This is a genomic window from Arthrobacter sp. Edens01 (assembly GCF_001307035.1).
GTDB lineage: Bacteria > Actinomycetota > Actinomycetes > Actinomycetales > Micrococcaceae > Arthrobacter_B.
Map to the genome: position 1 here is coordinate 31811 of NZ_LKIU01000004.1, position 21893 is coordinate 53703.

At 64.7% G+C, this 21893-nt stretch carries 20 protein-coding genes; 11 read left to right on the forward strand and 9 right to left on the reverse strand.

All coding sequences use genetic code 11. The features are described 5' to 3' along the window. On the reverse strand, window positions 1-633 hold a 633-nt coding region (locus AO716_RS05095; RefSeq protein ID WP_268753558.1), incomplete at its 3' end, for an alpha-amylase family glycosyl hydrolase. 268 nt (window positions 634-901) lie between these two features. Between AO716_RS05095 and AO716_RS05100 the strand changes: the two genes are divergently transcribed. From AO716_RS05100 to AO716_RS05110, 3 genes are all read left to right on the forward strand, one after another. Then, complete coding sequence (locus AO716_RS05100; RefSeq protein WP_055239893.1) at window positions 902-2194, forward strand: maltose ABC transporter substrate-binding protein; 1293 nt, start codon at window positions 902-904, stop codon at window positions 2192-2194. A gap of 75 nt (window positions 2195-2269) precedes the next feature. Next, window positions 2270-3877, forward strand: coding sequence for an ABC transporter permease subunit (locus tag AO716_RS05105; protein ID WP_055239894.1), 1608 nt, complete (start codon window positions 2270-2272; stop codon window positions 3875-3877). Continuing rightward, a complete protein-coding gene (locus AO716_RS05110; RefSeq protein ID WP_055239895.1) occupies window positions 3874-4809 on the forward strand; it encodes a sugar ABC transporter permease in 936 nt (311 codons plus the stop codon). The genes AO716_RS05105 and AO716_RS05110 overlap by 4 nt, the downstream gene beginning before the upstream one ends. Before the next feature lie 19 nt (window positions 4810-4828). Here AO716_RS05110 and AO716_RS05115 read toward each other — a convergent pair whose 3' ends face one another. Further along, entirely contained in the window at window positions 4829-5806 is a 978-nt protein-coding gene (locus tag AO716_RS05115; RefSeq protein ID WP_055240092.1) for an aldo/keto reductase, read from the reverse strand. A gap of 139 nt (window positions 5807-5945) precedes the next feature. Between AO716_RS05115 and AO716_RS05120 the strand changes: the two genes are divergently transcribed. After that, window positions 5946-6860, forward strand: coding sequence for a CHAD domain-containing protein (locus AO716_RS05120; protein ID WP_055239896.1), 915 nt, complete (start codon window positions 5946-5948; stop codon window positions 6858-6860). A gap of 32 nt (window positions 6861-6892) precedes the next feature. Here AO716_RS05120 and AO716_RS05125 read toward each other — a convergent pair whose 3' ends face one another. Next, complete coding sequence (locus AO716_RS05125) at window positions 6893-7195, reverse strand: antibiotic biosynthesis monooxygenase family protein (protein ID WP_055239897.1); 303 nt, start codon at window positions 7193-7195, stop codon at window positions 6893-6895. A gap of 189 nt (window positions 7196-7384) precedes the next feature. Here AO716_RS05125 and AO716_RS05130 point away from each other — a divergent pair, with 189 nt between their 5' ends. After that, complete coding sequence (locus AO716_RS05130; protein WP_055239898.1) at window positions 7385-8950, forward strand: MFS transporter; 1566 nt, start codon at window positions 7385-7387, stop codon at window positions 8948-8950. Here AO716_RS05130 and AO716_RS05135 read toward each other — a convergent pair. Further along, window positions 8947-10029: an LLM class flavin-dependent oxidoreductase gene (locus tag AO716_RS05135; RefSeq protein ID WP_055239899.1), complete on the reverse strand. Its 1083-nt coding sequence runs from the start codon at window positions 10027-10029 to the stop codon at window positions 8947-8949. The genes AO716_RS05130 and AO716_RS05135 overlap by 4 nt on opposite strands. Before the next feature lie 190 nt (window positions 10030-10219). On the opposite strand from AO716_RS05135, the gene AO716_RS05140 reads away from it, so the two are divergent. Both AO716_RS05140 and AO716_RS05145 read left to right on the forward strand, forming a co-directional pair. Then, complete coding sequence (locus tag AO716_RS05140; protein WP_055239900.1) at window positions 10220-11296, forward strand: lipid II:glycine glycyltransferase FemX; 1077 nt, start codon at window positions 10220-10222, stop codon at window positions 11294-11296. Window positions 11297-11584: 288 nt separating this feature from the next. Further along, on the forward strand, window positions 11585-13171 hold the full coding sequence (locus AO716_RS05145; RefSeq protein ID WP_082413370.1) for a threonine/serine exporter family protein: 1587 nt from the start codon (window positions 11585-11587) through the stop codon (window positions 13169-13171). A 17-nt stretch (window positions 13172-13188) separates the two neighbouring features. Here AO716_RS05145 and AO716_RS05150 read toward each other — a convergent pair whose 3' ends face one another. Continuing rightward, complete coding sequence (locus tag AO716_RS05150) at window positions 13189-14034, reverse strand: siderophore-interacting protein (RefSeq protein WP_055239901.1); 846 nt, start codon at window positions 14032-14034, stop codon at window positions 13189-13191. 33 nt (window positions 14035-14067) lie between these two features. After that, a complete protein-coding gene (locus AO716_RS05155) occupies window positions 14068-14859 on the reverse strand; it encodes a uracil-DNA glycosylase (RefSeq protein WP_404321214.1) in 792 nt (263 codons plus the stop codon). Between the two features lie 167 nt (window positions 14860-15026). Here AO716_RS05155 and AO716_RS05160 point away from each other — a divergent pair, with 167 nt between their 5' ends. The 3 genes from AO716_RS05160 (at window position 15027) to AO716_RS05170 (ending at window position 16379) form a co-directional block, all read left to right on the forward strand. Continuing rightward, window positions 15027-15335 (forward strand): DUF3263 domain-containing protein, encoded by a 309-nt coding sequence (locus tag AO716_RS05160; protein WP_055239902.1) that lies wholly within the window; start codon window positions 15027-15029, stop codon window positions 15333-15335. Between the two features lie 37 nt (window positions 15336-15372). After that, window positions 15373-15987 (forward strand): LytR C-terminal domain-containing protein, encoded by a 615-nt coding sequence (locus AO716_RS05165; RefSeq protein ID WP_082413339.1) that lies wholly within the window; start codon window positions 15373-15375, stop codon window positions 15985-15987. Between the two features lie 188 nt (window positions 15988-16175). Next, window positions 16176-16379 (forward strand): cold-shock protein, encoded by a 204-nt coding sequence (locus AO716_RS05170; protein WP_055239904.1) that lies wholly within the window; start codon window positions 16176-16178, stop codon window positions 16377-16379. A gap of 95 nt (window positions 16380-16474) precedes the next feature. Here AO716_RS05170 and AO716_RS05175 read toward each other — a convergent pair whose 3' ends face one another. Next, window positions 16475-17041: a TM2 domain-containing protein gene (locus tag AO716_RS05175; RefSeq protein WP_055239905.1), complete on the reverse strand. Its 567-nt coding sequence runs from the start codon at window positions 17039-17041 to the stop codon at window positions 16475-16477. A gap of 385 nt (window positions 17042-17426) precedes the next feature. Between AO716_RS05175 and groL the strand changes: the two genes are divergently transcribed. After that, window positions 17427-19064, forward strand: a complete 1638-nt coding sequence (gene groL / locus AO716_RS05180; RefSeq protein WP_055239906.1) for a chaperonin GroEL — start codon at window positions 17427-17429, stop codon at window positions 19062-19064. Window positions 19065-19209: 145 nt separating this feature from the next. On the opposite strand, the gene AO716_RS05185 is transcribed toward groL, so the two are convergent. Both AO716_RS05185 and AO716_RS05190 read right to left on the reverse strand, forming a co-directional pair. Further along, entirely contained in the window at window positions 19210-20688 is a 1479-nt protein-coding gene (locus AO716_RS05185; RefSeq protein WP_055239907.1) for a sensor histidine kinase, read from the reverse strand. Between the two features lie 3 nt (window positions 20689-20691). Next, entirely contained in the window at window positions 20692-21402 is a 711-nt protein-coding gene (locus tag AO716_RS05190) for a response regulator transcription factor (RefSeq protein WP_055239908.1), read from the reverse strand. Between the last annotated feature and the right edge of the window lie 491 nt (window positions 21403-21893).

The following is a 21893-nucleotide window of genomic DNA, read 5'->3' on the forward strand; positions in this document are numbered from 1 at the left end:
GACGGCGGGGTTGTCCCAGTTGAAGTCGGGCTGGGTGGAGTCGAAGAGGTGCAGGTACCACTGGCCGGGGGTGCCGTCGGGGTTGGTGGTACGGGTCCAGGCGGGGCCGCCGAAGTGGGACTGCCAGTTGTTGGGCGGGTTTTGACCGTGTTCTCCGGTGCCGTCGCGGAAGATGAACATGTCGCGGGCGGGGGAGTTTTCGGGGGCGGCCAGGGCGGCTTGGAAGAGGGTGTGCTGGTCGGAGCAGTGGTTGGGGACGAGGTCCACGATGACCCGGATGCCGTGCTCGCGTGCGGTGGCGACGAGGTTGTCGAAGTCGTCCAGGGTGCCGAAGAGGGGGTCGACGGCGCAGTAGTCGGCGACGTCGTAGCCGGCGTCTTTTTGGGGGGAGACGTAGAAGGGGGAGAGCCAGATCGCGTCGATGTCCAGTTCGGCCAGGGTGGGGATTTCGGCGGTGATGCCGGGCAGGTCTCCGATGCCGTCCCCGCGCAGGTCGCGGAAGGAGCGGGGGTAGATCTGGTAGATCACCGAGGAGCGCCACCACTGCCTCTCACGGTCGGTAGAGGCTTCATGGACCGGCACCAGGGCGGCACCGGGGAGGTCGACGGACGGGACGGCGATAGAGCTCAGCATGCCTTGCATCCTAGAGGAGGGTACGCCCCTTCATGCAAACGCTTCCACATTCGGTCGGAATTACGTCTTCACTGAAAACTCCGCGCTCTCGCCTGTTGTTATAGGTATTCCAGCAGCGTGGCGTTCGGAGCGGGAAAAACTAGCTGTGTGTGACTGGACGCACAGTGCGCACACGCTTACACTTGCGTCCATGCCGTCGTCCGGATCCCGGACAGGCACCAATTACCTCCCCGGCATTCCGGGGCCAGAACACAGAAGAGGTACACCAATGAAGGTGCGCACAACGGGTACGACGGCGTTTGGCCGCCGTACCTTTACTCTCGGTGCGGTGTCGGTCACCGCTGCCCTCGTCCTGAGCGCCTGCGGCGGCGGCTCGGATACCGGTGAAGGGGCGGAATCCAGCGACCTCGCGTCGGCCGGAGCCACCACCCTGACCATGTGGGTGGACGCCGAACGCTCCCCGGCCCTGACTGAGGTCACGGAGAAGTTCAAGGAAGACACCGGCATTGAAGTCAAGCTGGTCACCAAGGACTTCCAGCAGGTGTCCGACGACTTCATTACCCAGGTGCCCACGGGCAAGGGTCCGGACCTGATCGTCGGTCCGCACGACTGGCTGGGCAAGTTCGTGCAGAACGGTGTTGTGGCACCGATCGAACTCGGGGACAAGGCAGGCCAGTTCCAGGAAAGCGCCATCAAGGCGATGACCTATGAGGGCAACACCTACGGCGTGCCCTACTCGATCGAGAACATCGGCCTGCTGCGCAACACCGACCTGGTCAGCGAACCTGCCGCCACCATGGACGAGGTCATTGCCAACGGAAAGGCCGCCGTTGCTGACGGCAAGGCAGAGTTCCCGTTCCTGGTCCAGATGGACCCCAAGCAGGGCGACCCCTACCACCTGTACCCGCTGCAGACCTCCATGGGCGTACCGGTCTTCGGCACCGACGAGACCGGCAGCTACGACGCCTCCAAGCTCGAACTCGGCAACCCCGGCGGCGTTGAATTCGCTGAGAAGCTGGTGGCCTGGGGCGATTCCGGCGAACGCATCTTCAACTCCAGCATTACCCCGGATATCGCCAAGGAGAAGTTCAACGCCGGCGCCTCGCCGTACCTCCTGACCGGACCGTGGAACGTGCCCGACGCCGTTGCGGCCGGCATCAACCTGGCCGTTGACCCGCTGCCCACCGCCGGTGACGCACCGGCACAGCCGTTCGTCGGCGTCAACGGGTTCTTCATCAGCTCCAAGAGCCAGAACGCACTGGCCGCAAACGAATTCGCCCTGAACTACCTCACCACCGAGGCTGTCCAGGACTCAATGTTCGAAGCCGGCGGCCGGCCCCCGGCCCTGACCGCGTCCTTCGACAAGGCCGCTGCCGACCCGATTGTTGCAGCGTTCGGCGAGATCGGCGCCAACGGCGTACCGATGCCCGCCATCCCGGAAATGGAAGCCGTCTGGGCCGACTGGGGCGGCACGCAGCTGGCCCTGATCAAGGGCGAAGCCGACCCGGCCACCGCCTGGCCCGCCATGGTCTCCAACATTGAGTCCAAAATCAGCAAGTAGCGGCACCTAACACGCCGCAGGCGCCAAGTGGCCCGAACGGGTTCGTCCTGTTCGGGCCACTTGTAGGAGAACTTCATGGCAGTTTCAACGGACGCACCCGTCCGCCCCCTCAAACCCGCCCCCGCCAAAACGCGGCGCCGGAGTCCTGACTCGCTGGCCGGAACGCTGGCGAAGATCGTACTGCTTGGCCTGGTGGACGCCTTCGCGGTCTACGTCCTTATGGCACTGTTCCTGAACGAACAGTGGCTGGTGTTCGGCGTGGCCGCGGCAGTCACCGTGATCATCAACTGGATCTATCTGCGCCGCGGCGGACTGCCGGCCAAGTACCTCGCCCCTGGTGTCCTCTTCCTGCTGGTCTTCCAGGTTTTTGTGGTGGTCTACAGCGGCTACGTCGCCTTCACCAACTACGGTGACGGGCACAACAGCACCAAGGAAGATGCCGTCGCAGCGATTCAGCTGACGGCCCAGCAGCGGGTCCCGGACTCACCGGCGTATGCCGTTTCGGTCGTTGAACAGGGGGATGAGCTGTTCCTGCTGGTCACGGATCCCGACGGCGCCGTGCAGCTGGGCGGCGCGGACCAGCCCCTCGAAGAAGTTGCCGGAGCGCAGATGGGTGGGGCCGGCAAAGCGACCGGCGCCGAGGGTTATGAAACCCTCGCCTTCAACGACCTGCTGAACCGGCAGTCGGAAATCCTGGAACTCAAGGTTCCGTTCTCCGAGGACCTCGACGACGGCACGCTTCAGACTGCCGACGGCTCCAATGCCTACGTCTACAAGCCGGTCCTGGTGTATGACGAGGCCGCCGACACCTTCACCAACACTGAGACCGGGACTGTCTACCGCGACAGCGGGGAGGGATCCTTCGTCTCCGACGCGGGGGAGCGGCTGGCCACCGGCTGGAAGATTAACGTCGGCTTCGAGAACTTCGAACGGGCGGTCACCGACCCGGAGCTCCGCGGCCCCCTGATGAGCGTAATCGGCTGGACGTTCACCTTCGCCGTTGCCTCCGTGGCACTGTGCTTCGGATTGGGACTGTTCCTGGCCATCACGTTCAACCACCCCACGCTCCGCGGCAAGAAGATCTACCGTGTGCTGATGATCATGCCCTACGCGTTCCCGGCTTTCCTGGCCGGGCTCGTCTGGTCCGGCATGCTCAACCAGGAGTTTGGCTTCATCAACGGCACCTTCTTCGGAGGTGCTTCCATCCCCTGGCTGAACGATCCCTGGCTGGCCAAGGCCAGCGTGCTGCTGGTGAACACCTGGCTTGGCTTCCCCTATATGTTCCTGGTCTGTACCGGCGCACTGCAGTCGCTGCCGGAAGAGGTCAATGAGGCCGCCAGGATGGACGGCGCCGGAGCCTGGCGGATCTTCAAGTCCATCAAGCTGCCGCTGCTGCTGGTCTCCACCGCTCCGCTGCTGATCTCAACGTTTGCGTTCAACTTCAACAATTTCAACGTGATCTTTATGCTCACCGGCGGCGGACCGCGCTTCCCGGGGACCAGCCAGGACATCGGTGCCACCGACCTGCTGATCACGGTGGTCTACAAGGTTGCCTTCGGCCAGGGCACCGGGCGTGACTACGGGCTGGCCAGTGCGCTGGCAATCCTGATCTTCATCATTGTGGCCGTTATCTCCGCTGTCAGCTTCAGGCAGACCAAGTCGCTGGAAGAAGTAAATTCATGAGTACCTCCACCGCCCTTCCTCCCCGCCCGGATGCCCCGGCGGTGCCTGCCGCACCGGCAGCCCGGCCGTCCCGCCGCAGGTTCGGTGCCTGGTTCAAGGACACCGGGTGGAGGCACCTGGTTGGTCTGGTGATGACCGCCTTCGCGCTGCTGCCGCTGGCCTACGTCCTTTCTGCGGCGCTGAGCCCCACCGGTACCCTGGTGGCTTCATCCGGTCTGTTCCGCGACATCGGGTTTGCGAACTTCCAGGCACTGTTTACCGACCCGCAGAAGCCGTTTGGCCGCTGGTTCCTGAACACACTGGTGATCGGGCTGATCACCAGTGCCGCCACTGTTTTCCTCGGAGCGCTTGCCGCTTACTGTTTTTCACGGATGCGTTTCACCGGCAGGCGCATGGGCCTGCTGAGCCTGCTGCTGCTGCAGATGTTCCCGCAGATGCTCGGGGTTGTAGCCATCTTCCTGCTGCTCTCCGGCATTTCTGATGTGGTTCCGTGGCTGGGGCTGGGCAGCCAGATCGGCCTGATTATGGTGTACCTGGGCGGAGCGCTGGGCGTAAACACCTACCTGATGTACGGCTTCTTCAACACGGTTCCCAAAACCCTGGACGAAGCCGCGCGGATCGATGGTGCCGGCCATTTCCAGATCTTCTTCACCATCATCCTTCGGCTGGTCACCCCCATCCTGGCGATTGTTGGCCTGCTGACCTTCATCACCACCACGGGGGAGTTCATGATCGCCTCGATTGTGCTGAACGATCCCGACAGCCAGACCCTCGCCGTCGGGCTCTACTCCTTTGTTGGGGATAACCAGTCCCGCACCTGGGGAGTCTTCTCCGCCGGTGCCGTGCTCGCCGCCGTGCCTGTGATGGCACTGTTCCTGTTCCTGCAGCGCTACATCGCTTCGGGCCTGGTTGCGGGGGCCGTGAAGGGGTAGGCGCAGCGCTGCGGGGAGCCTAGAAGCCCACGACGCCGTGGGGGACATAGTGCTCGGACAGCAGGGCCAGGTCCTCGGCAGTGAGCTCCAGATCCAGGGCGGCGACGTCGTCGTCCAGCTGTGCCAGGCTGGTGACGCCGATCAGGGGTGCCGTGACCACCGGGTGCCCGAGCACCCAGGCCAGTGCAACCTGCGCCCGTGACACCCCATGGGCGTCTGCAACCGTGCCGACTGCGTCCGAGATCCTGCGGTCGGTTTCCTCGTGTGCCCCGTACATGGCATCGGCCAGGGCATCGTGTCCGCGGCGCCGGCTCTCGACATGCCAGGGCCGGGCAAGCCGCCCCCGGGCCAAGGGACAGTAAGCCAGCACACCGATGCCCTCGTCGAGGCAGAGCGGGTACATTTCCCGTTCCTCCTCGCGGTAAATGAGGTTGTAATGGTCCTGCATGGTGACGAAACCGGTCCAGCCGTTCTGCCGCTGCAGGTGCACAGCCTTGGCCAGCTGCCAGGCGTAGGTGGTGGATGCACCCAGGTACCGGACCTTCCCGTCCTGCACCAGCTGGTCCAGGGTGGAAAGGGTCTCCTCCAGTGGTGTGGATCCGTCCCAGCGGTGGATTTGGTACAGATCGATGTAGTCCGTTCCCAGCCGCCGCAGTGACTCTTCGACCTGCCAGAGGATGTGCTTGCGGGAGAGTCCCCAGCCGTTGGGTCCGGGCGCCATTTCTCCGTGTGCCTTGGTTGCAATCACAACTTCCTCCCGGCGGGCGTACTCCCGCAGGGCCTGGCCCAGGATCCTTTCGCTGTCTCCGGCGGAGTAGACGTTCGCAGTGTCGAACAGATTGATTCCCAGCTCCAGGCCACGGCGGATGAGGTTCATGGATTCTTCCTCGCGCAGGGTCCAGGCATGGGTGCCGCGGTTGGGGTCTCCGAAACCCAGGCAACCCAGCCCGATGGCTGAAACGGTGGCCCCGGAACGGCCAAGCTTTACGTAGCGCATCGGGTTCATGGGCCTGGCCTCCAGAACGTTCGGCGGCGGTATTCCAGCCGTGGGGCCGGTAAAGCCGATGCTACGGCGGCCCCGGTCTCCGGGTACAGGGGTCTAGCCCGGCTCGGGCATCCCGGACCTATACTGGGCCATGGCTTCCGCTACCGACCTCCCGGCCGCTGATACACGTGCACTGACTGGAACAGCGGGCGGGGTCCTGATGGCCTACCTGCAGGCGCAATACGCGGAAATGCTCAGCCAGGAGCAGCGGCTGCGGACAGAGGAGCCGGAGGCCGTGCACAAAATGCGTGTCAGTACCCGCAGGATGCGCTCGGTACTCGCCAGCTACCGCAAAATGCTGCACCCGGAGCCGGCAAACGGCATTCGGGATGAACTCAAATGGTTGTCCCAGCTCCTCGGCGCCGCACGCGATGCCCAGGTAATGCGCCACCGCCTGCAGGAACTCCTCGCTGCGCAGCCGGAGTTCCTGGTCAAGGGGCCGGTTTCGGCGAGGATTGACGAGGAGCTGCTCGGAGACTATTCCGCTGCGCTCGATGCCATCCGCCGGGGACTCGACTCCCCGCGCTACGCCGCGCTGGTGCGGGACCTGGGTGTGCTCGTGGCCGCTCCCCAGCTGACCGGCCGCGCCGAACGGCCCGCAGCCAAAGCGGGGAAGAAACTGGTTCGGAAGGACCTGCGGCGGCTGAAAAACCGCGTTCGTGCCGCCAAACAGGAAACCGGGGGCGCAGCACGGTCAGAGCTCCTCCACGAGGCACGCAAGGATGCCAAGAGACTTCGCTACGCAGCAGAAGCGTTCGTGCCCGTTGGCGGCAAAGCTGCCGAATCAATGGTGGAAGCGGCCGAAGGCATCCAGAAGGTGCTGGGAGAGCACCAGGACAGTGTGGTCACCCAGGACCTGCTGCTCCGTCTGAGCCGGCGTCCAGGCCGGGGAGGCGGCGGCTTTACCTACGGACGGCTGCACGCCGTGGAGGAGCAGCGGCTGAAGGCAGCGGAAAAGCGTTTTCGCCGCCTGTGGAAGGGCTTTGCCGGAGCGCACGGCTGGTAGCCGGCGCCCCGGGTGGCAGTCCTGCTCCAGTCTTAGGCAGCGGTGTCCTTGATAACGGTGTAGGAAGCGACGGCGTTGGGTGCCTGCATGCCCGGGGCCTGGTCATCGGAGTGGGATGCCTTGAACGAGTCAGACTTCAGCCAGGCCAGGAAGCTCTCCTTGGAATCAAATTCCATGGTGGAGAGGTAAGTGTTGGAGGAACCTTCGGGACGCATCAGCGTGCTGCGTCCGAGCCCTGGAACTCCCTCAAGATGCGCCATGCTGTCGATGAAGGCCTTTTCAAAGGCTTCCGCGGTATCCGGCGTGATTTCCAGGGTATTGACTACCACATACATGTTTGGGGCATCCTTTCAGGAACACTGGTGCCTTGGGCAACCAATTTTGGTGACACGCTGTCAGGATACTCCCTTCGCGCCTTCGCTCTGGACGCCGCAGACCGCCGCAACCTACTCTGCCAGTGAGCGCTCGCGCCGGTTTGGGGCACCATCCCGGCAGCGCAGCGCCGCCACTGACGGAGGAATCCGATGGAATCTCCCTGGGCGCCGCTTCGCAGTAAATGGTTCCTGGTCCTCTGGCTGGCGCAGCTGGGCTCCAACATTGGCAGCTGGATGCAGACGGTGGGAGCACAGTGGTTCCTGGTGGAGACCGGCGCCAGCCCGGTCCTGGTGTCCTTGGTGCAGTCTGCGTCCCTGGCGCCGGCTCTCCTGCTTGGGCTGGTCGCCGGTGTGCTGGCTGATGCCTTCAACCGCCGCCGCCTGATCCTGGGGAGCAACCTGTTCGCTGCCGGTGCCGGCTGCCTGCTGACGGGAATCGCGGCACTGGGGCTGCTGGGGCCCGATTCCCTGCTCCTCTACACATTCCTCATCGGCTGCGGCGTAGCCCTGAGTTCGCCGGCCTGGCAGGCGGTCACCCCGTCGCTGGTGCCCCGCGAGCAGATCCGTTCTGCCTCCGCTCTGGGGTCCGTAGCGGTAAACACCGCACGGGCAATCGGGCCCGCCCTGGGTGGCCTGCTGGTCTCGGTGGCCGGCCCTGCTTTTGTGTTCGGCGTCAACGCCGTGTCCTTTATTGGTACGGCTCTGGCGGTGTTCCTCTGGCGCAGCGCACCCCAGAGTCCTGAAGACCGTGAACATTTTGGCGAGGCCATGGGTGCGGGGGTGCGGTACATCCGGGCAGCTCCGCGCATCCGGCGGATCCTGCTGCGGTGCATCCTCTTTATGGTTCCGGCCAGCGCGCTCTATGCGCTCCTGCCCGTTGCCGTAAACGGGCACCTGGGCCTGGGGTCCTCCGGATACGGTCTGCTGCTGGCAGCACTTGGAAGCGGGGCAATCCTGGGTGTGGTGCTGCTTTCAAGGACCCGCGCACTGCTCAATGACACAGCGCTGCTGGGTGCGTCCGCGGCGGTGTTTGCCGCCGCGGTCTTCTCCGCGGGGTACCTTCCGCCCCTGCCGCTGGGCCTGTTGCTGGTGCTGGCGGGCATGGCGTGGATCAACACGCTCTCCACCCTGAACAGTGCCATGCAGCTAACCCTGCCCGAATGGGTCCGTGCACGGGGACTCTCGGTCTACCTGATGGTGCTCACCGGCACCCAGGCTCTTGGATCGGTACTTTGGGGCTCGCTGGCCACCGCCTACGGTTACGCCCCCGTACTGGCGGCCTCCGCCGTCGTGCTCCTGCTCGTTGCGCTCAGCGTCCTGCCGCTTCCCCTGCTTCCTGGAACCGGGAAACTGGACCGCAGCGTTCCGGAACCGGACCTCGGCCTGGAAGTCGAGGCGGAGCCCAACCCCGGGGACGGGCCCGTGACCATCCTGGTGGCCTACGAACTTGAGCCCGGCAAAGCATCCGAGTTTGTGGAGTCGATGCGCGAGGTCCGGCTTTCCCGGCTGCGCACCGGTGCGACGACGTGGGAGCTGGTCCACTCTGTCACGGACTCCCGCCAGTTCAGGGAGATCTACGACGTCCCAACCTGGCGGGAGTACATGCGCCAGGAACACCAGCGCCTCACCGGTGCGGACCGGCAGAACATTGAACACGCAGCGTCCCTCGCGGAGGAGGAACCGCGCACGCGCTGGTTCCTCCCCACCTCGGTCTAGTCCTCGGCCTCCGCCAGTGCTGCCCGGACCCTTGGGGCCACTTCGGTGCCGTACAGCTCGATGCACTTCATGAGGTTGGCGTGCGGCAGGGTGCCCAGGCTGTACTTCAGGTCGAACCGGGACAGCTCCAGTGTTCGTGCCGTGCGCGTGATCTTGTCCGCAACCGTTTCCGGGGAGCCGATGAACAGGGCTCCGTCCGGTCCGGCACCGGCCTCGTACTCGGCCCGTGTGACAGGGGGCCAGCCCCGTTCGCGGCCGATCCGGTTCTGCATCTGGGCGTAGTGCGGCCAGGCTTCGTCGAGGGCCTGTTCGTCAGTAGCGGCGATGTAACCGGGGGAATGCGCTCCGATCGGCAGGGACGGCTTGCCGAATTCCTTCAGCGCCCGCTTGTACAGCGATACGAAAGGCGTGAAGCGCGCGGGTTCCCCTCCGATAATCGCCAGCATCAGCGGCAGCTCATAGTGCGCCGCGCGCACCACTGACTGCGGGGTGCCGCCCACTGCTATCCAGGTGGGGATTCGTCCGTGCCCGGTCTGCGGGTACACCTGCACGCCGCGCATCGGAGGGCGGATGCTGCCTTCCCACGTGACCGGCTCTTCGCCCAGCAGGCGGGTGAAAAGATCAAGTTTCTCTTCGAACAGCACCTCGTAGTCCGCTAGGTCAAAGCCGAACAGCGGGAAGGATTCGGTGAAGGAGCCGCGGCCCAGGATTACTTCGGCCCGGCCGCTGGACACGGCGTCCAGGGTGGCGAAGCGCTCGTAGACCCTGATGGGGTCATCGGAGGAAAGCACGGTCACGGCGGAGCCGAGCCGGATGCGGCTGGTCTGTCCGGCAATTGCCGCAAGGACGGTTTCAGGCGAGGTCACCGCGAAGTCGTCGCGGTGGTGCTCTCCGATTCCGATGAAGTCCAGGCCCACGGAGTCGGCCAGCACGGCTTCAGCCACCACATTGCGGATCACTTCATGCATGGGCAGCTTCGCTCCGTCCGCCGCCTGCGTCACGTCTCCGAACGTGTCCAGTCCCAGTTCAATCTGCTGTGCCACTACCGCCGCCTTGTCGTCGTAAATATGCGTATGCATCTATTGTTGCGCACAACCGCCGCAGTGGCCGGGCTATTCCCGTGCCCGGCCGGGCGGCGTCCGTCCGGCGCGCCGGGGATCGGCCGTGCAGGGTGCCCCCGCCCGGCAGATAGACTTGGAACGGCCCGGAGCCGGTGCTCCGTGCGGGGGCGGAAGAACGATCCACCAACCGAGGACTAGTTGAGGAATTTTGCGAGACTTTAGTGCACGCCTGGCCACCGCCGAGGAGATTGCGGACTGGGACAAGCTGGTTCAGTCCAACCCAAACGGCGGCAACGTCCTGCAATCAGCCGCTTACGCCGAGGTCAAGTCACACCACGGCTGGAACCCTATCCACGTTGTGTTCAGCTGCCCGGAATACACCTCCTACAACCTGGTCATCGAGAAGAAGGTTCCCGTCCTGGGCAGCCTCTGGTACCTCATCAAGGGCCCTGATGCAGCTGCTCCAGAGGACGTGCCGGCCATGGCCCGGGCGCTGGGCCGGTTCATCAAGGAAACCCGCCGCCGCGTCTTCGCGCTGAAAGTGGAGCCGGACATTATTGACGGTGACGACATCCGGGAGCTCTTCTCTTCCGCCGGCTTCGTCAAGACGTTCAACCTGCAGCCGAACGACTCCACCGCTCTGCTGGACACCACCCCGGACACCGAGCAGATCCTCAAGAACATCTCCTCCCGCGCCCGCAATGCGGTCCGCCGCGCCATCCGTGAAGGCGCCGACGTGCGCCGCGTGGAGCCCACCGAGGAAAACATGCGGGCCATGTACAAGCTGATGAGCCACATCGAGGACCGCTCCGATGCCCGGATGCGCTCCTACGAGTACTACCACCGGTTCTGGTCCAACTTCGTGGCCGCCGGACAGGGCCGCTTCTACTTTGCGTTCGACGAAGACGGCGAACCCACCGTTGGTGCCTTCGTCATCGCCTATGGGAAAAAGGGAACTTACAAGGACGGCGGGTCCAAGCCGCGCCGCAAGCAGTACGGTGATTCCCACCTTGTGCAGTGGACCGCGCTCACGGAACTCAAGGAAGACTTCGGAATTGAGGAATACGATTTCTGCGGCACTCCGCCCAGCAGCGAGCTGAAGAACAAGGAACACCCGCACCACGGGCTGGGACTGTTCAAGACGAGTTTCTCCAAGACCGTCACGGACTTTGCCGGGTGCTGGGACCTGGTGCTGGACCCGCTCCGGTACCGGATCTGGAACACCATCGGGGAACGGGTGACGCGCCAGATTTACTGGCGTCGCCACCACCAGCCGTTCTACTAAACCGCATTCACCAGGAGGGAAGCAGGGGTGGACACCGTGGATAACGACGACGACCGCCGCAAGCCTGCGCCCGCGAACGATCCGGTCGTGGGGTTGATTCCCATCATCAAGGTGCCCGAGCGCCGCGAGGGGGAGAAATCCAGGAGGCCGCCGGCAGCTGCACCGGGTGCCCCGGTGGAGGGGCCAGGCGCCAAGACGCCCGCAGCAGGCCTGCCCGCGGTGCCCGGAACCGGCGGAATCCGCAGCACTAAGCCGAAGCCTCCGCCTGCCACTTCCTCGGTTCCCAGGATGCCGAAGGGTTCCTCCAAAGCCGCTGCGGCACGCAAGGCTGGTGAGGCCAGGGCCGGCGACCCCAAAGCAGGGCGTCCTGCCGGCACTGTGCCCCGGACCGGTAAGCCCAGGGCCCGCAAGACGACCCCCCGCCAGCACAGTCCCACGGCCGCGCAGCGGACGGATTCATCCTCCGCTGCAGCCCGGCGCGTTCTCCGCAGGCTGGTGCAGGGCGAGACTCCGCCCACGCAGGCCATGTCCATCGTGGAGCGGCTTGCCGGCAGTCCGTACGCCAACCCGCGGGTACGCTCCGGCGGCCCGGACGCCAGTGCCCGAAAGACCCTGGACCTGGCACTGGGCATGGCGGAGACCATGTTCCGTTACGGGGCGGGTGCCCTTGAAGTGGAAACCGCGATGATCGCCGTCACGGCCGCATACGGCCTGGAGAGCATCGAGGTGGACATCACCAATCAGTCCGTCCTGCTCAACTATTCGCCCAAGGACCAGACACCCATCACCGTGATGCGTGTGGTGCGTTCCTGGACCAACAACTACGCCGGGCTGGCGCTGGTCCATCGTCTGGTGACGGACATTGTGGACGGTAATGTCACCCGTGCGGAGGCATCGCAGCAGCTAAACGCGATCGTCCACAAGCCCAAGCCCTTCCCCCGGTGGGCCGTTACGGCCTCAGCCGGGCTCTTCTCTGCAGCCATCGTCGCGTTCATTGGCGGCGGGCCGCTCGGTTCGCTTGTTGGCTTCGTCAGTACGATCCTGGTGAGCCTGCTCCAGCGGGTTCTAGGCCGCTGGCGCGTTCCGGATTTCTTCACTACGGCGGCGAGCGGGTTCCTGGTAACCGCGGTCGCCATGCTGTTCTGGTGGCTGGATGCCACTGACGTGGCCGATGTCGATATGGCGCCGGGAATCGTCGTAGCGGGCGGAATCCTGCTGCTGCTTCCCACGGGTCGTCTGGTTTCCGCGGTGCAGGATGCCATCAACGGCTTCCCTGTCACTGCCGCGGGCCGTTTCCTCTCCGCCTTCCTGACCTTCGGCGCGATTGTGGCGGGCATCGCCGTCGCGCTGGTCGCGGGAGCCCTGGCCGGGATGCCGCGCCTGGAAGTGACCGAGGTGGCTTCCTCCCAGTACCCGTTTGCCGTGACCGTCCTCGCACTGGCCGTTGCCCTGGCTACGATCAGCATCACCGAACAGTCGCCGGCGAACCTGGTGCTGCCAACAGTGCTCATTGGAGCGGGCGGGTTCCTGGTGTCCGTCGCCTCCGAAGCGGTCGGAATCGGGCCCCGGCTGACTCCGGCGATCGCCGCGATCGTGATCGGCATGGCCTCACGCATCGTGGCGCTTCGAATGGGGGCCCCGCAGCTGGTAATCGCCGTCCCGGCGATTCTGTTCCTGTTCCCCGGACTAAGCATCTTCCGCTCGATGTACGGGCTGAGCATTGGACTCGAGGACATTTCTAACGGGGTGATTGGCCTCTTCAACGCGCTGACCGTGATCCTTGCGATTGCGGGGGGAGTGGTCTTCGGCGACAACCTGGCGCGGCCGCTGACCCGGAACCTGAACGGCAACGACCGCCGTAACCGGCGCCGCTAGCGCAGGGGTGCGCGGGCTTAGAGGATCTTGCCGATGGGGGTGCGCTTCTCTGCCTGGAAGGTGTCTTCCGTGCGGCCGTCGGCCCAGTAACCGGAGAGCGAGACCCGGCTGCGGTCAAGCTTATGCCGGTTGAAGAATATGTCCCGCAGCCCCTTCATCGCCTCACGCTCGCCGTGGGCAAACACCTGCACATCGCCCGGATGCCAGGGCAGGGCGTCGACGGCGGCGATCAGCAGGTTACCGGTGGGCTTGGCGCCGCCGCGGTACAGCCAAGTGACTACTACACCGGCGGGGGCGGTTAGCGGGAGCTCATCAGCGGGACCGTCAACTTCAATAAATGCGTGTCCGACGGCGCCTTGGGGCAGGGCTTCAAGAGCAGCGGCAGTGGCCGGCAGGGCTGATTCGTCTGCTGCGAACAGGTACCAGTCCGCTTCGGGATCCGGTGCGAAACCGCCTCCCGGTCCGCCGAACGTCAGGACGTCTCCCGGCTGGGCGTTCTCGGCCCATGGGCCGGCAAGGCCTGCGTCTCCGTGCACTACGAAGTCCATTGCCAGTTCCCGCCGGGCCATGTCCACCCAGCGGACGGTGTAGGTGCGCGAGACAGGCCAGTCCTCACGTGGTGTCTGCTCCCTCAGCGTCTCCAATGAGACGGACCCGTCCAGCGGGCGGCCGTCGCGGCCAAACCAGATCTTGCAGTACGCGTCGGTGCTCTCACTCGGAGTGAAAGTATCGAAGCCAGCGCCCCCGGCAACGATGCGCACCAGATGCGGCGAGAGCTGCTCGCGGCGCAGCACAGTCATGGTGTGGGTTGGCCGTGCACGCCGGGCCGGAGCCGGAACGCGGGTGGCAGGGGCATCAGGCATTGCTGTGTCTCTCCTTGACTTGCGGTAGTTCCTCTACCGTACCCCGGGCAGTCTCCAGTCAATTGGTGAAGCTCCCTGCTCCCGCAGCAGGGCGTTAACCCTGCTGAACGGACGTGAGCCGAAGAATCCCCTGGACGCGGAGAGCGGACTGGGATGCGCGGACTCGATCCGTGCCGCCGCGCCAAGCAGCGGTGACAGCGCCTGGGCCTGGCGTCCCCACAGAACAGCTACGAGCGGTGCAGGCGACCCGTCCGCGCGCCGGCGTGCGGCAAGGGTGCGGACAGCAAGTTCCGTGATGGGTTCCCAGCCCAGGTTCCGGTGGGAGTTTGCCTGCCCGGCGTCCACGCTCAGGGCACGGTTGAGCAGGAGGACACCTTGGTCTGCCCAGGCGCTGAGATCACCGTGCGCCGCAGGCTCTATCCCAAGGTCGTCCTTCAGCTCCCTGTATATGTTCACGAGGGAACGCGGCAGCGGCCGTACCGTGGGGGCGACGGAAAAGCTGAGCCCGACGGCATGTCCGGGTGTGGGATAGGGGTCCTGGCCAATGATGAGGACCTTGACCCGTTCCGCCGGGAGGGCAAAAGCACGCAGGATGCTCTCAGGCGGCGGGAGGATGTGCGTTCCACTCCTGCGGCGGCGCTCAAGTTCATCACCGATGCTGTGGAGCCGGGCAGCCTCGGGAGCCAGTGCCTCTGCCCAGTCCGGGGCCATGAGGTCCGCCAGGGAGCTGCCGGTTGTGAACGGGACGGGAGTCTCCGGTGCGTTCGCGGCGGCAGAAGCGGCGGCGTCGAGGTCAAAGAGGGTGGGTTCAGGACTGCTGTTCACCCTTCCAGTCTTGGGCATAGCGGGCCAGGATCCCAGCCGGAGTGCGGCAGCGCTTGAATGACAACGGTGTTATTCCGGTTTACGATTACAGGTGGAAGCACACTCTTTACCCAGGCCATGCCCTTTTGCGCCTGTGTCCGGGTACAGCAGGAAACGGGGACCATAGATTGGCAGGATCAGCCGAAGCCGCGGCGTTTTCACTCGACGGTGCGGTCGATCCCCAGAGTCCCCTCAGCGAACGGGACCAGCAAATGCTCGCCCTTGAGCGCTCGTGGTGGAAGTACTCCGGTGCAAAAGAGCAGGCCATCCGCGACTTGTTTGGCATGTCGGCCACGAGTTACTACCAGGTCCTTAACGCCCTGATCGACACCGAGGAAGCACTGGCGCACGATCCCATGCTGGTAAAACGCCTGCGTAGACTGCGTACTACACGCCAGCGCGCGCGTACCGCCCGCCGCATGGGCACGGACGCCTAGGGCAATTCCCCTTATACCAAGGACAGACAACGCAGCCATGAGCCAATACCCCAGGGATGAGTTCGATAAGGTCCCGGAGACCTCGACCCGCCAAGGCGTTCACCGTGAGCGGTTGATTCCGGCGCGCTCCAGCGGTGTTGGCCTCATCATTACCGTGGGTGTCCTTGCCCTCCTCGTGGGTCTTGCCGCGTACTTCGTCCTTCCAAGGCTCGGCATCGGTGCAGACAGCAGTGCCAGTCCCGGGGTGTCCGAGTCGACTAATCCCGCTGCTGAGGAATCCCAGGAGCCGCAGGAGTCTCCGAGCCCCAGTGTTTCGCCCTCTCCTGCAGAGACCCCAACCCCGACTCCCACTCCCACTCCGACCCCGGAGGCCGTGCCGGCGGATAAGACGCAGCCTGTTGTTGTGCTGAACGCCAGCGGCATTTCCGGCCTCGGCGCCGGGATCTCCGGCCGGATCGGTGCGGACGGGTGGACCACTGCCCAGGTGGGCAACTGGGCAGGCGCGCCGCTCCAGACATCCGTCATCTTCTACAACGGTGAAGCGCAGCGGGTCAACGCTGAGGAGCTCTCGGCACTACTGGGCATTCCGACAATTACGGACTCTCCCGAGTTCTCCTTCGTCACCGTTGTGGCGGGACCGGGCTTCCAGTAAACCTCCGCGCATGGACCATTAGTTAAGACTCAATAACTATCCTCTTTTCCCCGGGGCGCGCCGTTCTGCGCGTGGTTAGAGTAAGGGCCAGCCGTTTCGGGACGGCAGGTAAACCACCTTGCCGTTCCGGTTCGGCTGCTGCCGTGGAACACCATCGCGGGAGTGGAGCCGAAAAGGGGAGAAAGAGAATGGCGCAGGGGATCGTCAAATGGTTCAACGGAGAAAAGGGCTACGGCTTCATCACCGTTGACGAGGCCAAAACCGACGTATTTGTCCACTGGTCTGCAATCCAGTCCGCCGGTTACCGGACGCTGGAAGAAGGACAGAGGGTGGAATTCGAGATAGGTGAAGGCCAGAAGGGGCCGCAGGCCGAGGACGTCCGGACGGTCTAATCACTAACCAGCACGTCCTGCCCGAAAACGCGGTGAGCCGGTGTCCCTGAGGGGCACCGGCTCACTCGTCTTCGGAAGCGCTTGGGATCCGGCGCTTACTCCCGGAGGGGAACCCCGCGGGAGTCAGTCCGGAAGGACTGGGCCCCGGCGAGAATCATGATTCCTTCGACGAAACCCCAGATGGCACCGAAGCCGAAGGTGAAGAAGGTGACAAGGAGCTGCACGACTCCCAGCGTGGTGTACCCGAGGTAAAAGCGGTGTATCCCCAGCCCGCCGAGGAAGATCCCCAGCAAGCCGGCCGCAAGCCGGGACTTGGGTTCGGGGAAGCCGTAGTACGGTCCGGCAGCGCCCTGTGGATATCCCTGCGGGTAGGCGCCGGGCGGAGGGACCTGCTGATAGGGCCCGGGGGCCTGAGGTTGGTGGTACCCCTGCGGGGGCTGCTGGTAGCCGTGCGGAGCCTGCTGGTATCCCGGCTGCGGTGCCTGCTGATACCCCTGTGGTGCTTCCTGGTAGCCGGGCTGCTGCGGATCGTACTCCCCCGGGGGTTTGCCGTATGGAGGCGGCGGGGGAGTGGCACTGGCGCCGTGCGCCTGGGGTGCAGGGGTATGTTCTCCGCCGTTTTGCTCGGCAGAAGAATCGTTCGGGGGCTGGTCGGTCGCCATGGCCTGCTCCTGGAGTTTGTCGATAAGCCACTGCCTGCAATCGGAGCAGGGGGCACAACCTCCAATCTACGCTTGCGGCGCGGGCTGCGGGGGTATGACCCGGCGGTTTCTCCGCGCTTTCCTCAGCCAGCCTCCGATCAGGGCGCTGCGCCGGTCACAGGGGCGCGTGACTGCTTGCACTCAAAGGTTGGGAGTGCTAATTATTGAGTTAGCACTCTTGCGGACTGACTGCTAAGTCAGCGGCGTTGAGTGAACCAGCAAGCCACTGGGGTGAGGGATTAGGGATGCGCGTAAAGAGATCGTGCTCCTGCTCCCGTCCGTCGCGGGCACTCCAGCCAGGAATGCAACACCCAAGCATGACTGTTCCGGAAGGACGATAGCCGTTATGGCCAAGATCATTGCATTTGACGAAGAGGCACGCCGCGGCCTCGAGCGGGGTCTGAACACCCTCGCCGACGCCGTCAAGGTCACCCTCGGCCCGCGTGGCCGCAACGTCGTACTCGAAAAGAAGTGGGGTGCCCCCACGATCACCAACGATGGCGTTTCCATCGCCAAGGAGATCGAGCTGGACGATCCCTACGAGAAGATCGGCGCTGAGCTGGTCAAGGAAGTTGCCAAGAAGACGGACGACGTCGCAGGCGACGGCACCACCACGGCAACCGTCCTGGCACAGGCACTGGTCAAGGAAGGCCTGCGCAACGTTGCTGCCGGCGCCGATCCCCTGGGCCTGAAGCGCGGCATCGAGAAGGCAGTTGCGGCTGTTACCGCCGAGCTGCTCGCCTCCGCGAAGGAAATCGAGACCAAGGAGCAGATCGCCGCTACGGCTTCCATCTCCGCCGGTGACCAGCAGATTGGCGACCTGATCGCCGAAGCACTGGACAAGGTGGGCAAGGAAGGCGTCATCACCGTCGAGGAGTCCAACACCTTCGGCCTGGAGCTCGAGCTCACCGAGGGCATGCGCTTCGACAAGGGCTACATCTCCGGCTACTTCGTCACCGACGCAGAGCGCCAGGAAACGGTCCTCGAAGACCCGTACATCCTGATCGTGAACTCCAAGATCTCCTCGGTGAAGGACCTCGTCGCTGTCCTCGAGAAGGTCATGCAGTCCGGCAAGCCGCTGCTGATCATCGCCGAAGACGTTGAAGGCGAAGCCCTGGCTACCCTGGTGGTCAACAAGATCCGCGGCACCTTCAAGTCCGTTGCCGTCAAGGCTCCGGGCTTCGGCGACCGCCGCAAGGCCCAGCTCGCAGACATCGCCATCCTCACCGGTGGCCAGGTCATCGCCGAGGAAGTTGGCCTCAAGCTGGAGAACGCCACGCTGGACCTGCTCGGCAAGGCACGCAAGGTTGTTGTCACCAAGGACGAGACCACCATCGTTGAAGGTGCTGGCGACCCCGAGGAGATCGCCGGCCGCGTCAACCAGATCCGCGCTGAGATCGAGAACTCCGACTCCGACTACGACCGCGAGAAGCTGCAGGAGCGCCTGGCCAAGCTGGCCGGCGGCGTCGCAGTTATCAAGGCCGGTGCCGCTACCGAGGTCGAGCTCAAGGAACGCAAGCACCGCATCGAAGATGCAGTGCGCAACGCCAAGGCAGCTGTCGAAGAAGGCATCGTTGCCGGCGGTGGCGTAGCCCTGATCCAGGCTGGCCAGAAGGCCTTCGCGAACCTGGTCCTGGAAGGCGACGAAGCTACCGGCGCCAACATCGTCAAGGTTGCCATTGACGCTCCTCTGAAGCAGATCGCCTTCAACGCCGGCCTCGAGCCCGGTGTTGTGGTGGACAAGGTCCGCGGCCTGGCTGAAGGCTTCGGCCTGAACGCTGCCACCGGCGAATACGAGGACCTGCTGGCTGCCGGCGTCAACGACCCGGTAAAGGTCACCCGTTCCGCACTGCAGAACGCGGCATCCATCGCCGGCCTGTTCCTCACCACCGAAGCCGTTGTTGCTGACAAGCCCGAAAAGGCTGCACCGGCAATGGGCGGCGGAGACGATATGGGCGGCATGGGCGGTATGGGCGGCTTCTAAGCCCCTTCCGCAGCCGGGTTTCTGCCCGGCCTGCACAACCCCAAACAGGAGCGCGGTACCCCCGGGTACCGCGCTCCTGCGTGTTTGAAGCGAATGACGAGCATCGGTTTACCGGTGATCGAAGCGAGTCGGAGGAGGTGGCGGCCTAAGGCCCGCCCGGGTGTTCCTCATTGTCCGGCTCCTGGTCCGGCGAGCCATCGGCCGGGATGAACGGCAATCGGATGGACATGGTCGCTCCGCCGCCCTCCGTTTCGGTGAGCCGAACGGTGCCGTCGTGCTGGGCTACCAGGGCTGCGACGATCGCAAGGCCCAGCCCCGTACCGCCCGTCTCACGGTAGCGGGACGAATCAGCCCGGTAGAAACGCTCGAATACCCGCGCAGCGTCCTCTTCGGAGATGCCGGGGCCATGGTCCCGGACTTCAAGTACGGCATCCATCCGGTTGTGGATCACTGGTGCCACACCGACGGCTACTTCGATGGGACTGCCGGGCGGGGTGTAACGCAGGGCATTCGTCATCAGGTTGGCCACCACCTGCCGCAGCCTTGCTTCGTCGCCCATGGTCGGTGCGCTGCGCGGGGAATTGCCGTCCAGGCCGATCACCCGGATCTCCCGGTCAGGAGCGCTGGCCCGGGCATCAAGTGCTGCATCATTGCCCAGAATCATCAGGTCCACCGGCTGGTACTCCAGAGGGCGCTGCTCGTCGACCCGGGCAAGGGTCAGCAGGTCTTCGACCAGCTGGCCCATGCGTTTGGCTTCGCTCTCAATGCGGCCCATGGCCGCAGCAACGTCCTCAGGTTTCTGCAGGGCACCCTGGCGGTACAGTTCGGAAAAACCCCGGATGGTAACCAGCGGAGTCCGCAGTTCATGCGAGGCGTCCTGGACGAACCTGCGCATCTTTTGCTCAGAGGCGGTGCGCGCTGCGAAGGCCGTTTCGATGTGGGCCAGCATGGCGTTGAGGGAACGTGAAAGCCGGCCGATTTCGGTGGCAGGGTTGCCCACTTCCACACGGCGGGAGAGATCACCGGCGGCGATGGCGGCCGCTGTCTTCTCCACTTGGCTCAACGGCCTGAACTGGCGGGTCACGGCCCAGTAAGCGATACCGGTGGCGCCCAGTGTCCCGAGCAGACCCACCGAGAAGACCAGCGAGGCCGCCTCATCCACCGTTTCCGCGACTGAGTCCAGGGGGACGGCGACGGCGATCGAGCCGGGGAAATTGGCTATGTGGAAGACCTTCACCCGCCAGCCCTTGCTGCCCGGGGCGGTACCGGGGACGTCGAATCCGCGGCCGCCCAGGGCATCCACGTCCTCAGACGTGAGCGGGTCGATGACGGGGGTGTCGAAGGTTGGCTCCGAATGGGTTTCCGGACCGTGCGTGCCGTCTTCGTTGAGGTACAAACCGTAGAAGCGGAACAGGGACGCGTCCGTGCTTGCGCTGCCTGAGACCAGATACCGGGAGATCGCCCCGGCGTTGTCCTGGATATCGGTGTCCAGCCGGCTGATCAGGATCTGGCGGAGCACATAGATGGTTGCCAGTCCGGTGATGGTAACCGTCACGACCATCAATACGGCCATGATGACCACCAGCTGCGACCGCAGCGAGGCGGACTTCCAGCGCCGGAGCAAGGCTTAGCGCTTCTCCGTCGTACGCAGCAGGTACCCCACGCCGCGCTTGGTCTGGATCAGTGCCGGCGCATCGGGGCTGCGGTCAATCTTCCGGCGGAGATAGGAAATATAGGACTCCACGATCGACGCGTCGCCGTTGAAGTCGTACTCCCAAACGTGGTCCAGGATCTGTGCCTTGGACAGCACGCGGTTGGGATTGAGCATCAGGTAGCGCAGCAGCTTGAACTCGGTGGGGGAGAGCTCGATCGTCACTCCGCCCCGGCGCACCTCGTGGGCGTCGTCGTCGAGCTCCAGGTCTTCCACGCGGATGACGGCGTCGTCATCGTCAAGCGGCTGGGTGCGGCGCAGGACGGCGCGGATCCGTGCCACGACCTCATCCAGGCTGAAGGGCTTGGTTACGTAGTCATCCCCGCCCACGGTGAGGCCGGTGACCTTGTCCTCCGTGTCGTCCCGGGCGGTGAGGAACACTACCGGGAAATGCCGTCCGGCGGCACGCAGGCGGCGGGTCAGGGTGAAGCCGTCCATATCCGGAAGCATGACGTCGAGTACGGCGAGGTCGGGGCTGTGTTCATCCACCGCGGCCAGTGCCTCGCGGCCGTTACCCGCAGCGACGACGTCGAAGCCGGCAAAGCGCAGCGACGTGGAGAGAAGCTCACGGATGTTGGGTTCGTCATCGACAACAAGGAGCCTGGCCTCAGGAGCAGATTTAGTCACGTGTCCTAGTTTCTAGCATTTGGCTGATGGTTCCCTGAATGCTAACTCAGCGTCTGCTGGATGAATAGCGGGAACTGCAGTCAGCTGGGGACACGCTTAGAGGGTGAAGTTGGGGATGAATGGCTGCTTTCGGAGGACCACCGGGACCCGGGACCGGGGAGCATGGTTTGTAAGCAAAGTGCAGCTGAACCGGCGAAAGGGAACAAAGATGCTGGGAACGACACCCGGGCCCAGGCAGCGCTCTCTCCGGCATGCGGGAACCGAAACCGGCACGCCGCCGACAGGCAGCCGGCCACCGGCCGGCGACCCGGCACCGCGGGACGCAGCCGCACCCGGAACAGCAGCAGAGCAGCACGTTCTCCCGGCACAGGCTGTGATCGCCGGACACTGGCCGGTGAGTTTCTACCGGCAGGAGCGGATTCTGCAGCTGCCGGACCAGAACGGCACTGGAGCTTGAACCCTCACACCCGCCGGCGAGCGGCCGGGCCCCA